Source organism: Paracidovorax anthurii (assembly GCF_003269065.1).
GTDB lineage: Bacteria > Pseudomonadota > Gammaproteobacteria > Burkholderiales > Burkholderiaceae_C > Paracidovorax > Paracidovorax anthurii.
Window position 1 is genome coordinate 1 of the sequence record NZ_QLTA01000083.1, and the last position, 11,543, is coordinate 11,543.

Below are 11,543 nucleotides of genomic sequence, written 5' to 3' on the forward strand. Positions count from 1 at the left end.
AGTTCGTCGTGCGGTACTTGGTCCGCCTCTCGCTCTTTGCTTCCGTCACGCCTTCAGTCTACCGGTGTGGCCGGGGTGATTTGTGCAACAAAGCCGACCCCCTGTGCACCGGGCACCCACCTGAACCGATCCAGAAAGAGAATCCATCGATGCGCAATTTCGAGAAGAATATTCACCGGCCCATGCTGAATATTTTCATGGGATTATTATTTTCAATCTCCGGCCCGCTTTGGGCGCAAGCGATCGGCACCCCCGATGGCTTAGCCTCCGGAGTCACGGGCGGTGGCAATAATGCCCCCATGGTCCAACCCACCTCTCTGGTGGAGCTTGAAAATGCGTTGTGCAGCAGCGTCCAGGACGGCAAGTGCACCGATGCAGAAGCACGCGTCATCGTGCTGGACCGGACGTTTGACTTCACGGGTTCGCTGCTGATCAATGGCACGCCAACCACCACTGCGACAGGATGCATTGCCTTTGCCTGCAAAGCGAATCAGCCGAGCCAAGGCCAGTGGGGGTTGAATGTCGCCAACTTTTGCGATGGCCGCCCGGCCACCCAGGTCACCTTCGACAACGCAGGGCGTGCCCCGCTGCAAATCGGCTCCAACAAGACGCTCGTCGGCCTGGGCCACGACGCGGGCATCAAAGGAAGAGGCCTGCGCATCGGCGATGGCAACGGCAACGTCATCATTCAGAACATCCGTATTACCGACATCAATCCGAGCGTCATATGGGGCGGCGATGCACTGACCATCGACGATGCCGATGGAGTCTGGGTGGACCACAACCTGTTCGCAAGGATCGGCCGCCAAATGCTGGTCACGGGCTTCGGCAGTGCCAGGCACATCACCTTTTCCAACAATGAGTTTGATGGGCGGACCGATTATTCGGCCACCTGCGATGGCCGCCATTATTGGCTGTGGTTATTCCTGGGTGCGCAGGACACGATTACCCTGGCCCGCAACTACATCCACCATACATCGGGCCGCGGACCGCACGCTGGGGGGCTGAGAAACTCCACCGTCACCGCGCACCTCGTCAACAATTATTTCGAGAATATCAGCCGGGAAGGCGCGGCCATGCCCCTGACGGCCACGGCCAATCTCCTGATGGAGGGCAATTACTTCGACCATGTGACATTGCCCATCTACCGGTATCCCAACCCGCCGGGTCCCGGCTATGCGTTCTCCCCGTTCGCCGGGCAGATCGATCCACGCAATGACCTGTGCCAGCAATCCATCGGGCGGGACTGCGTGTCCAACGACAAGACCGCCAGCGGCACCGCCAACCCACCATTGGACGAACCGGCGATCACCGCCTTCAGTGCTCGGCGCGAATGGCTGGTGAGCCCTCAATCCGCCGCCGAGACCGCCCAATCGGTGCGCCAGGGAGCCGGCGTTGGCGTGATCGGCCCCGCCCATAGTGCCCCGGCACCCGTGCAGCGCTGACGCACCCACCCCGGGCCTGCGGAACCGGCTCGTGGGGTGAGAGCGGGTCGTGAGCCACGATCCACCACACGGGCAGACGGCCCCCCTGAAACCTGCCAAGCGCCCCGCCAACGCGGGGGGAATCAGAACTTCTCGTTCGGGCCCAGATAGCGCCACTGGCCCACGGGCAGGTTGCCCAGCACCACGCGGCCGATGCGGATGCGCTTCAGGCCCACCACCTTCAGGCCGACCAGTTCGCACATGCGGCGGATCTGGCGCTTCTTGCCCTCGGTGAGCACGAAGCGCAGTTGCTCGGGGTTCTGCCAATCCACCTTCGCGGGCTTGAGCGGCTGGCCGTCGAGCGCGAGGCCATGGCACAGCCGCGCGAGCTGCTCGCGCGGGAACACCGCCTGCACGTCGGTGGCGACGTCGCCGTAGTGCACGCGCACGAGGTATTCCTTGTCCACCTCGGAGTCCTCGCCGATGAGCTGGCGCGCCACGCGCCCGTCCTGCGTGAGCACGAGCAGGCCGACGGAGTCGATGTCCAGCCGCCCGCAGGGCGCGATCCCGCGCAGTTGGGGCGGCGAGAAGCGCTGGCGGCTCGGGTCCTCGCGCCAGTGGGTGCGCGGGTTGATGAGCGCCACGGCGGGCGTGTGGCCGTCCTCGGCCTGCCCGCTCACGTAGCCCATGGGCTTGTTCAGCAGGATGGTCACCTGCCGCTCCTGCTGGCCCTGGGCGGCGCGGTCCACCTCGATGCGGTCCGTGGGGGCGACCTGCAGGCCCATGGGGGCGACCTCGCCGTTCACCCGCACCCAGCCCTGCGCGATCCAGTCGTCCGCCTCGCGGCGCGAGCACAGGCCCAGCTCGGCCATGCGCTTGTTCAGGCGCGCGGTGCCGGGCACGCCCTCGGGCCGGGGCGCTGCCGCCGGGGCGCGGCGCGGCGCGGCGGGCGCCTGGCCCCGGGGGAGCGCCGCCTCGGGAGCAACCGGGGAGGCAGGGGCGGGCGTGCGCAGGGTGAAGCGGCCGGGCGGCCGCTCGCCACCGGCCCTGGAGGGCGAGGGGGCGGCGGGCGCCGCGGCGCGGGCAGGCCGGGAGGTGCGGGCGCCGGCGGCGGGCAGCGACAGGCGGGAGCGGGGAGACGGATCGGACATGGCCCTATTTTCGCGCGGCGGCCCCGGCCTGCCATTGCGGGAAGCCGTCCGAGGGCATGGGACGGCCGATGTGGTAGCCCTGGGCCTCGTCGCAGTAGAGGGCCTGCAGGCGCTCCAGGATGACGGCGGACTCCACGCCCTCGGCCACCACCGAGAGGCCCAGGTTGTGCGCCAGATCGATGGTGGAGCGCACGATCTGCTCGTCGCCGTGGTCCACCACCATGCCCATGACGAAGGACTTGTCGATCTTCAGCTCGTCCACCGGCAGGCGCTTGAGGTAGGCCAGCGAGGAATAGCCGGTGCCGAAGTCGTCGATGGAGAGCTTGAAGCCCTGCGCGGAGAGGCGGTTCAGCATGGCCTCGGCGCGCTCGGGGTCGTCCATGATGGCGCTCTCGGTGATCTCCAGGCAGAACGAGGCGGCGGTCACGCCGTGGCGGGCCATGATCCCATCGAGCCGCGCGCTGAGATCGGGGTCCATCAGGTCGCGGGTGGAGAGGTTCACCGAGATGCGCAGGCCCAGCGGGCGCACGTCCTCGCGCTGCAGGAAGGCGGCGGCCTGCTCGAACACCCAGAGCGTGAGCTGGCGCACGAAGCCGGTCTGCTCGGCAAAGGGGATGAACTGCATGGGCGGCACCAGCCCGCGCTCGGGGTGCTGCCAGCGCACCAGCGCCTCGGCGCCGCAGCCGGACTGGCCGTTGAGGGCCAGCTTGGGCTGCAGGAAGAGCCGCAGCTCCCCCTGCTCGACCGCGCGGCGCAGCTCGGAGAGCAGCGACAGGGCCTCCGCGCTGGAGGAGTCCATCGACGGGTCGTAGAGCTGCGCGCCGTTCAGGCGCCGCTTGGCCGCGTACATGGCGATCTCCGCGTGGCTGAGCAGGGTGTCGGCATCCTGCGCCGGGCCGGGCGCGCAGGCAATGCCGATGCCCGCGCTCAGGTCCACGGTCTGGTCGTCGAACGCCAGGGGCGACTCGAACGCGCGCGTGATGCGCTGCGCCATCTCGCGCGCGGCCGCCACGTCGGCGCCAGGCAGGAGCAGCGCGAATTCGTTGCCCCCGAGGCGCGCCACGAGATCGTGCTGCGAGCGGCGCTGCGCGCCGATGCGCTCCACCACCGCCTGCAGCAGCCGGTCGCCCAGCGCATAGCCCAGCACGCCGTTCACGTGCTTGAAACGGTCGAGATCGAGCGCGATCACCGCCAGGGGCTCGCCCGTGAGCGCGCCATGGCCCATGGCCTCCATCAGCGTGCGGCGGAAGCGCTCCCGATTGGGCACGCCGGTGAGCCGGTCGGTGTCGGCGAGGCGGCGGATCTCCGATTGCTGGGCCGCGATGTCGAGGCGCATGCGGTCGAAGGAGCGCGCGAGGTTGCCGATCTCGTCGGTGCGGCGGGTGTGCTCGATGGGCACGTCGTAGTCGCCGCGCGAGATGCGCTGCGTGGCCAGCACCACCGAGCGCAGCGGCGTGGTCACGCGCAGCGCCATGATGGCGCCGCCGATGGCGAACAGCACCACGCCCGCCAGCGCGATGGCGCCCAGCAGCACCTGCAGCCGGCGGTACGGAGCGAGCACCTCGTCCAGCGAGCGCAGCAGCAGCGCCTGGCTGCCGTTGCCGGAGGTATCCAGCGTCACGCTGCGCACGAGCATGGTGCCGCCCTCCAGCAGGACCTCCGGCCGGCCGAGCCCCTCCCGCAGCGTGGCCGCCGCCTCGGGCGGCAGCGTGCTCACCGGCACCGTCAGCGCGCCATCCGTGCCCGGCACGACGATGGCGACCTCCACCGCCTGCAGCTCCCGCATCTGGGAGGCCAGCGCCTGGTCGATCGGGAACCCCATCAGCACCCAGCCGATCAGCAGGGGCGCGCGCATCGGCACCATGACGAACTGGTAGGGCATGCCCCCCACCACCGCGATCTGGCTGCCCTGCGGGCGGGCCGCCAGCGCCGGCACCAGGCCCAGCACGGCCGACTGGTAGCCGGCGGTGGACTGCGCCAGGCTGGCGGCCCGCAGTTGCATCTGCGTGTCCAGCAGCGCGGTGACCGACGCGCCGATGCGCCCGCCGTGGTTCTCCAGCACCGACTGGATGGTCTCGGCCTCGCCGGAGTTCACGGCCGAGCGGAAACCGTAGTCGGCCGCCAGCAGCGCCGAGGCCTGCTGCAGGCGCTCGGCGTTCTGCTCCAGGAGGCGGCGCCACACCCGCTCGTCCCCATCGAGGCGCTCGGCGATCTGCGCGCGCGCATTCCGGTCGATGGAAAAGCGGACCACGGCGAAACCCGCCGCCTGCACGATGAACAGCAACAGCAGCGACACCCCGGCCAGCCGGAAGATCAGGCTGCGCCCGAACCAACGCAGCGTCACGGCGCCACCCCCGCCAGCCGCACGGCGACCGGCGCGCCGGCCGTCTCGGCGACCACGATCGGCTGAGCGTGCGCGGGCGCCCCCATCGGCAGGCCCGCGTGCCAGACGCGCAGCGTGTACTCGCCTGCGGGCACCTTGTCGATGCGCGCGCTTCCGTTCGCGCCCGACTGCGCGAAGTACGGGGTCTCCAGCACCAGCACCCAGCCCACCATCTGGTCGTGGATGTTGCAGCCCAGCACGACCACACCGGGCTGGTCGAACACCACGGGATTGGCCGGCGTGCCCGCGTACAGCTTGAGCTCGAACTTCTTGGCCGGCGAGAACGAATACACGTGATGCCGCACCGTGTCCCGGTTGGGGAACTGCACCGAGGTGCCCACTGTGATCGCCAGCACGTCGGGCACGAAGCGCCGCTTGTCCTGCGCCACTTCGGCCGACGGCAGCGGCCGCGCCTGCCGGCGGGCCTGTGCCGAATCGAGGAACGCCACCGCGCCCGCCAGCGGCTTGCCGGCACCGTCCTGGACATCCACCTGCACCAGAGCTGCCCATGCGCCGGCGCCCGCCAGCCCCAGCAACGCCACCATGGCCATCCCCGCGACCCGTGTCACACACGTTTTCATCGCGTCACCTCCACCGCAGACATGTAACAAATGCGCCGACACCCTGCGAAGCAGGTCCGGAGTCTGGCAGGATAAGCGCACCACACAAAAAAGCTATTAAATCCATAGCATAAAGTCATGATGGAACGTATACATGGAGTGCTCCAATGAATTCCCGGCATTGCCTCCATCCCTTTCCAGCATGCCAGTGAAAAGCGCGGCGTGCGCCATTCATTTGTAACACCGCCTGTCCAGACACTGGCATTCATCTTGCAGTGAACTCACCACCGATGGGTCCGCAGACCCGGGAAAACACCATGCAGGCCGTTTCATTCCTCAAATCCCTCTCCATCTCGCGCCGCCTGTTCCTCGGCTTCGGATGCATGCTGATCCTCGTGATCGCCGTGGCGGCCCTGGGCCACGTATCGGTCTCGGGCATGAACCAGCAGATGCAGCAGATCACCGGCGTGGGCGCGGCCAAGGCCCGCCTCGCCAACGACATGCTGCAGACCGTGAGCGCCACCGGCATCCATGCCCGCTCGGCCGCGATGCTCGGCGACATCGACCCCAAGAACGCCGAAGACCAAGCCCGCAAGGCCAGCGACATTCTGAAGCGCTATGCCAAGCAGGATGCCGAGCTGGCCGCGCTGCTGGAATCCAGCGGCGCCACCCCCGCCGAGCGCCAGTTGCTGGCCGACGTGCAGTCGCAGGCCCGCAAGACCCTTCCGGAGCTGGAAAGCGCGCTCAAGCTGGTCACGGACGGCGACACGGTGAGCGCCACGCTCGGCCTCATGACCCGCGTCGCGCCGCCCGAGGCCGTCTGGCGCGAGAAGCTCGCCCAGCTCGTGGAGCTGCAGAACACCCTCAGCAACGAGGCCGCCGCCACCGCCCAGCAAACCCAGGACCGCTCGCGGATCACGGGCGGCGCGCTCGTGGCCCTGGCCATCGGGCTGGGCCTGCTCATCGCGTGGCGCACCACCGCCAGTATCACCCAGCCCATCGGCCGCGCCGTGGTGGTGGCCGAGCGCATCGCGCGCGGCGACCTCACCTCGCGCGTGGAAGTGCGCATCCATGACGAAACAGGCCGCCTGCTGGAAGCCATCGCCGCCATGCAGGAGCAGCTGCGCGACCTGGTGGGCCACATCAGCACCACGGCGGATTCCATCCTGCTCGCCAGCTCCGAGGTGGCCTCCGGCAACCTCGACCTGAGCCACCGCACCGAGCAGACCTCCGGCAACCTCCAGGAAGCCGCCTCCGCGCTGGAAAACCTCACCCACACCGTGCACCAGGGCGCCGACGCCGCGCAGCAGGCCAACCAGATGACGGCCTCGGCCGCCCAGGTCGCGGCGCGCAGCGGCGAGGTCGTCTCGCAGGTAGTGCGCACCATGGACGTCATCAGCGCCAGCTCGCGCAAGATCGCGGACATCATCGGCGTGATCGACGGCATCGCCTTCCAGACCAACATCCTGGCGCTGAACGCCGCCGTGGAAGCCGCCCGCGCCGGCGAGCAGGGCCGGGGCTTCGCGGTGGTGGCCGGCGAGGTGCGCGCCCTCGCGGGGCGCAGCGCCGAGGCCGCGCGCGAAATCAAGAGCCTCATCCTCGCCAGCGCCGGACAGGTGCAGGAAGGCACCACCCTGGTGGGCCAGGCCGGCACCACCATCGGCGAGCTGGTGCAGTCGGTGCAGCAGGTCTCGTCCATCATGGGCGAGATCACCTCCGCGGCGCACGAGCAGAGCGACCGCATCGGGCAGGTGAGCCAGTCCGTGAGCGCGCTCGAGAACATGACGCAGCAGAACGCCGCGCTGGTGGAGCAAAGCAGCGCGGCGGCGGGCAGCCTCAAGGACCAGGCCGGCCGGCTCACGGAGATGGTGGGAGCCTTCCGCCTGCAGCGCACGCCCGGCGAGCTTCCGGGCCCGGTGGCTACGCCCGCGCTTCCCCGCTGAAGGACGGCGGGCGGCGGCGCGCGGCCGCCGCGCGGCGCGGCCCGGGGCGCCTGCCCGGCGCGTCCGCCTGCGGCTCGCCGTGCGCGGCGAACACGCTCTCGCGCAGCGCGGTCAGGTCCAGCACGCGCAGCCCGCCGTATTCCACGCGGATCGCGCCCTGCGACTCCAGCGCCGCCAGCGCCTCGTTCACCCGCTGGCGCGACAGCCCCACCAGATAGGCCAGCTCCTGCTGCGTGATGCGCAGCACGTCGCCCACGCCGGGGTAGAGCAGCGGATTGAACAGGGCGGCCAGCCCGCGCGCCACCCGCAGGTCCGGGCCGCCCAGGCGCTCGATCTCGCGCGCTGCGATGAACTGCCCCAGCCGCTCGTTGAGCTGGTGCATCACGAAGCGGTTGAAGCCCAGCGAGTGATCGAGCAGCCAGTGGAAGGTATCGATGGGCAGGCCCGCCACCACGCTGCGGCGCAGCGCCTGGATGTCGTAGCGGTAGGGCTCGCGCTTGACGGCCGTGCCCTCGCCGAACCAGCCGCCGGGCGGCACGCCCGCGAAGGTCATCGTCTGGCCCTGGGCGTTGTCGGTGCTCATCTTGAGCAGCCCCTCGACCACGCCGAACCAGTAGGTCACCGGTCGGCCCCGCCGGCAGACGAAATCGCCCACCTGCGCATCGCCCACCCGGATCGCGTCCAGCGCGCGCTCGCGCTCGGGCGCGGTGAGCGCCGGCAGCCAGGGGATGCCCTGCAGCTCGGCCGGCGTGGGCCGGCGGCGGCGCTGGTGGAGGGTCAGGTCGTCGGACATGCGCAGAGCATGGGGGAGAGGCCGCGCGGGGCGGCAGGGGGGAAACCACGAGGCACGGCGGCGCCATCGGCCGCCCGGCCCTGCGCGGTCAGCCCGCCAGCAACCAGGCCAGCACCGGCCCGGCCAGCAGGACGAAGGCCACCCCATAGTCATCGGCCGTCCACGGCCCGCCATCCCGGGTCTTCCGGTACAGAAAGACCACGCAAGCGATCAGGGACAGGGCCGCCAGCAGAAGAAAACCCATCATGCGGAAGGCAACGGGCCGCCGCGCGCCCTCATGCCCCGGGGCGACCAAGCCATTGCGCGGCGGCCCGTGCCGTGGCGGAAGAGTGCATGTTTCAGCGCGAGGGCACGGCGACGCGATACCCCCGGAAGCGCCACACTGTGCGCTCCGGCTCGATGCCGTCCAGCACCACGCCCTGCGCCGGCGCATCGCCCTCGTGCAGCACCTGCCCGTTGACGATGGCCATCCGGTAGGCGGGGTTGGAGGAATAGGTCACCCCGTTGATCTGCAGCGCGGGGAACTGCTCGCGCACCCCGCCGGGCAGGTCGCGCAGCGCCACGATGGCGGGCCGGTCCGCCGGTTCGGAGGGGGGCTGCGCAGCGGCGGCTGGCGCGGGGGCCGGAGCCGGGCGGGCGGAAGCGCCCCCATCCCGCGCATGGGACGCGGGCACGGACGGCTGCGCCCTGGGGACGCTGGCCGGCACGGGGCGCGCTGGCGATGGCGCGGCTGCTGGTGCTGGTGCTGGTGCCGCTGGCGCGGCGGGCGCCGGCCGCAGAACCGGCGCGGGTGCAGGCACGGATGCGGGCAGCGCCTCCGCGACGACCTCGGGCCGGGCGGACTGTGCGGGCCCGGATGCGCCGGAAAGGCCGGCAGGCGCATCCGCCGGCGCGCGGGCCGCGGTGGCGGCCCACCACGCGAGCGCGGCCGCGCCCCCTGCCAACAGGACGGCGGCGGCCGCGATGGCCGCGCCGCGGCGGCGCGCGGCGGGCGGCGCCGGGGACCAGGCACCGGCGGGCGGCGCCGGGGTGTGCAGGCCGGGAACGGCGCCACGGCCGCGTTCGGATTCGGCGCGCCGCAGGGCATCGAGGATGTAGGACATAAGGGAATCGGTCCGGTCAGGGGGTGTGCAGGCGCGGTTCGGCCACGCCGGCGGCGCGGTTGAGCAGCATGAGCGTGAGCGGGCCGGCGCGCCCGTCCGGGGCCAGGCCCTGCGACATCTGGAAGCGGTGGATGCGCGCGCGGCGCAGCGACGCGGCCGCGGGCGACGATGCGGCCGCGGGCGACGATGCGGAGGACGCCGCGGGATCGGCGACGCCGGTGGAGCGCGCCAGTTGCGCGTCGAGCCAGGCCAGGGATTCCTCCGTGCCGGCCACGGCGCTGCCGGGTGGCATGCCGGGCGGGGCGCGCCACAGCGTGGCGAACTCCCCGCGCCAGCCCTGTGCCAGATCGGCGGCGGAAACCTCCAGGCGGCGCCCCCCGCCCTCGATGGTGGCGACCTGCCGGCCGGCATCGAGTCGCGACAGCACCACCGGCACGGGATCGCCCGCGGCGGTGTAGAGCGTGAGCAGCCCCGGCCGGTCGAGCTGGCGCACCAGCGCCAACCCCGCGCGGCGTTGGCGGAAGCAGCGCAGGCCCTGGCGTTGCACCGCCTCGCAGACGTCGCCGCCCAGGTTGCCCGACACGCCCCAGCCGGCGGCCAGCGCACGCCAGGCGGCGTCTTCACCGGCCGGCAGCGTGGCGAGAAACGCCTGCAGCGGGCTCACCGCCGGTGCGGACGCCGATGCGGCCGGCGCCGAAGCCGGGGCCGCCAGGGGCGCGGCGGCCTGCGCCGGGGCCCGCAGGGCGCCCGGCTCCGAGGCCCGGGAGCGGGCGGGCTGCGCGCCCCCCTCCCCACCCTGGCCGCCGGCCCGTGGCCCCCAGCCCAGGCCCCAGCCCACGCCAGCGATCACCGCCGCCCCGGCCAGCGCGCCGGTGCCGGCCACGGCCCAGCGGGGCCAGCGCGGCGCGCGCCCGGCGGCCGGGGCCCGGGGTGCCTCGGCATCGAAGACCTCGCGCGCCGCGCGCTCCACGATGGCCTCGTCCACCTCGCGCACGCCACCGGCGTAAGCCCCGAGCAGCGCGCGGTCGCACAGCAGGTTGATGCGCCGCGGCACGCCCCGGGTGCGCTGGTGGATGCGCTCCAGCGCGCGCGCATTGAACGGCAGCGGCCCCTGAAGCCCCGCCACCGCGAGGCGGTGCGCGACGTACTGCCGGGTTTCCCCGGCCGTGAGCGGCCCGAGGTGGAAGCGCGCGATCACGCGCTGCGCGAGCTGCTCCAGCTCCGGGCTGGCCACCATGGCGCGCAGTTCGGGCTGGCCGATGAGCACGATCTGCAGCAGCTTGCGCTCGCTGGTCTCCAGGTTGGTGAGCAGGCGCAGCTGCTCCAGCACCTCGGGCGCGAGGCTCTGGGCCTCGTCGATGATGAGCACGTTGTTGCGGCCGGCCGCGTGCTCGCGCAGCAGGAAGGCGTTGAGCGGGTCCAGGCAGTCCTTCACCGTCTCGGCGCCCGGCGCGGCCGGCGCGTGGGCCACGCCGAACTCGTCGCAGATGGAGCGCAGCAGCTCGCCCACGGTGAGCTTGGGGTTGAACACATAGGCCACGTTGCAGTGGGCCGGGATCTGCTCCAGGAAGCAGCGGCACACGGTGGTCTTGCCGGCGCCGATCTCGCCGGTGAGCAGCACGAAGCCGCCGCCCGCCTCCAGCCCGTAGAGCAGGTGCGCCAGCGCCTCGCGGTGGCGGTCGCTCATGAACAGGTAGCGCGGATCGGGGGCGATGGAAAACGGCGCGTGCTCGAGGCCGAAGAACGGGGCGTACATGGGGGGCGAGGATACCGCCCGGCCGCACGCCCGCCCCCCGCAGCGGGAAATCGCCGGCGGGCGGCCGTGCGCCGCGCCGGCTTAGAACGTGTTCACGATCTCGCAGGGGTCGCGTTGGAGCGCAATCGGGATGAGTGGATGCCTCGGATGCGCCGCATGGGCTCGTGCCCATGCAAGCATCGGAGGCGTCCAATCGCCCGATTTCGCTCCAACCCTTCGGGCAGTGGCGTGTGCGGGCGGTCTGCGGCGTTGCGGCGCTAGCCCATAGCCGGGCTATGGGCGGCGCACCGCGCCTTGCATCCCCTCCCGCACACGCCACTGCGCGACCCCTGGGAGATCGTGAACACGTTCTTAGAGCGTGTTTACGATCTTTTCATGGTGCCTGCAAGGCAGCAAACAGCCGCAATCTAGGCGCGCGCCGCAGGCCATG

The 11,543-nt window shown here is 71.4% G+C and carries 9 protein-coding genes; 2 read left to right on the forward strand and 7 right to left on the reverse strand.

Annotation, left to right across the window (positions count from 1 at the left end):
- The coding region (locus AX018_RS23415) for a pectate lyase family protein (RefSeq protein WP_211322516.1) at nucleotides 1–1,445 on the forward strand (1,445 nt) is incomplete at its 5' end.
- A gap of 122 nt (nucleotides 1,446–1,567) precedes the next feature.
- Here the strand turns inward: AX018_RS23415 and AX018_RS23420 are convergent.
- The 3 genes from AX018_RS23420 to AX018_RS23430 form a co-directional block, all read right to left on the reverse strand.
- Nucleotides 1,568–2,296: a pseudouridine synthase gene (locus AX018_RS23420; protein WP_245951811.1), complete on the reverse strand. Its 729-nt coding sequence runs from the start codon at nucleotides 2,294–2,296 to the stop codon at nucleotides 1,568–1,570.
- A gap of 283 nt (nucleotides 2,297–2,579) precedes the next feature.
- Nucleotides 2,580–4,919, reverse strand: a complete 2,340-nt coding sequence (locus AX018_RS23425; protein WP_111882550.1) for a putative bifunctional diguanylate cyclase/phosphodiesterase — start codon at nucleotides 4,917–4,919, stop codon at nucleotides 2,580–2,582.
- Nucleotides 4,916–5,539, reverse strand: a complete 624-nt coding sequence (locus AX018_RS23430; RefSeq protein ID WP_111882553.1) for a methylamine utilization protein — start codon at nucleotides 5,537–5,539, stop codon at nucleotides 4,916–4,918. The genes AX018_RS23425 and AX018_RS23430 overlap by 4 nt, the downstream gene beginning before the upstream one ends.
- A 296-nt stretch (nucleotides 5,540–5,835) precedes the next feature.
- Here AX018_RS23430 and AX018_RS23435 point away from each other — a divergent pair, with 296 nt between their 5' ends.
- Nucleotides 5,836–7,461 carry a methyl-accepting chemotaxis protein gene (locus AX018_RS23435; RefSeq protein ID WP_111882567.1) on the forward strand — a complete coding sequence of 542 codons (1,626 nt, stop codon included), beginning with the start codon at nucleotides 5,836–5,838 and terminating at the stop codon, nucleotides 7,459–7,461.
- Here AX018_RS23435 and AX018_RS23440 read toward each other — a convergent pair.
- From AX018_RS23440 to AX018_RS23450, 4 genes are all read right to left on the reverse strand, one after another.
- On the reverse strand, nucleotides 7,439–8,254 hold the full coding sequence (locus tag AX018_RS23440; RefSeq protein WP_111882555.1) for a Crp/Fnr family transcriptional regulator: 816 nt from the start codon (nucleotides 8,252–8,254) through the stop codon (nucleotides 7,439–7,441). The genes AX018_RS23435 and AX018_RS23440 overlap by 23 nt on opposite strands.
- Before the next feature lie 88 nt (nucleotides 8,255–8,342).
- On the reverse strand, nucleotides 8,343–8,501 hold the full coding sequence (locus AX018_RS25365; RefSeq protein WP_170146336.1) for a hypothetical protein: 159 nt from the start codon (nucleotides 8,499–8,501) through the stop codon (nucleotides 8,343–8,345).
- A 91-nt stretch (nucleotides 8,502–8,592) separates the two neighbouring features.
- Nucleotides 8,593–9,357, reverse strand: a complete 765-nt coding sequence (locus tag AX018_RS23445; protein ID WP_111882558.1) for a general secretion pathway protein GspB — start codon at nucleotides 9,355–9,357, stop codon at nucleotides 8,593–8,595.
- Between the two features lie 16 nt (nucleotides 9,358–9,373).
- Nucleotides 9,374–11,113 (reverse strand): ExeA family protein, encoded by a 1,740-nt coding sequence (locus tag AX018_RS23450; protein ID WP_111882561.1) that lies wholly within the window; start codon nucleotides 11,111–11,113, stop codon nucleotides 9,374–9,376.
- Nucleotides 11,114–11,543 lie beyond the last annotated feature (430 nt).